The sequence below is a fragment of the Faecalibacterium sp. OF03-6AC genome, from assembly GCF_003478175.1.
GTDB lineage: Bacteria > Bacillota > Clostridia > Oscillospirales > Ruminococcaceae > Faecalibacterium > Faecalibacterium taiwanense.
On record NZ_QUEN01000026.1, the window covers coordinates 1 to 1,145 of the forward strand.

The window sequence follows — 1,145 nt, forward strand, 5'->3', positions numbered from 1 at the left end:
CTGAACATGGTGGCTTTGCCCGAAACACGGAACATCAAGTCTATCGTCACCGCCGAAGACCGTTTGTGCATCGAGCGGAAAAACAAGCAGGCTGTCCAAGGTCTGCTGTACGTTCGTTTTATCTGCTTCGGCAATGGCAACCTTGTGGCTGCTCACGATGACAGCGACGGCTTCTGGCGCAGACAGATTTTGGTGGCGGTGAAAGATCGCGACCCTGCCCGCGTCGATGACCCGTTCCTCATTGAGAAGTTGACCGCAGAACTCCCCGGCATCCTGCTGTGGATGCTGGAGGGGCTGCACCGTCTGCTGGCGAACCGCTATCAGTTCACCATCAGCGAGCGCTCCATCCAGAACCTCGAAGCAGCCATGGCGGACAGCGACAACCTGACCCAGTTCATGCAGGCAACGGCGTATGTCCGTTTCAAGCCCGACACCGAGGAACGCTCCACCTATCTCTACCGCGCCTACACCAAGTGGTGCGAGGATAATCTGGAATCGCCTGTTCCGCAAAAGAAGTTCAGCCAGTTCCTGCTGAAAAATGCAGGGAAGTATGGCCTGACCTTCTCCAAGCACATCGAGGGAAAGTACCGCGGCTTCCGGGGCGTATGCGTCCACCCTGCCTTTGCTGCGGCATAAAACACACAAAAAGTGAAAATCTCCCGCCCCATGCGCCCCAAATCGACGGTTTTCACCTGTTATCGCTATTTTCTTCGGGTTTGCATCCGCCCTTTCCGGGCGGATGCGGGGCGGCAACACGCCCTTCGGGGCGGGAGGGAAATCAAGATGCGCCCCAAGAGGGCGCGTGCATCCCAGCCATGCGCCCCATAAAATCAACACAGAAAGGTACTTTTGTGTGGTTTGGGGCGCGTAGGGCGCGTAAATTCAAGTTCTCGCACTTTTTTGGGCTGCTGCTTCGGGTCAGGAGCGGCAGGCCCTTACATATTTACCGGCCCACAAGGGTGCAGCTCAACCGGAGCTGCACCGGGTCTGGAGAAGTGCAAAGGAGACATGCCTATGACGAATGTCCGCAAAAATTCCGCCAAACTGACCCGTGAGGACTTGAAAATCGCGCCCGAATCTCCTACAATGAAATTGTCCGAAACCCCTGCCGTAGAACCTTCTGACCAGACCAGCAAAACCGTCCG

At 56.4% G+C, this 1,145-nt stretch carries 1 protein-coding gene; it reads left to right on the forward strand.

Features of this window, described 5'->3' with window-relative positions; all coding sequences use genetic code 11:
- Positions 1–636, forward strand: a 636-nt coding sequence (locus tag DXA66_RS14465) for a DUF5906 domain-containing protein (RefSeq protein ID WP_347562893.1), incomplete at its 5' end; no start/stop codon positions are given.
- Positions 637–1,145: the final 509 nt, after the last annotated feature.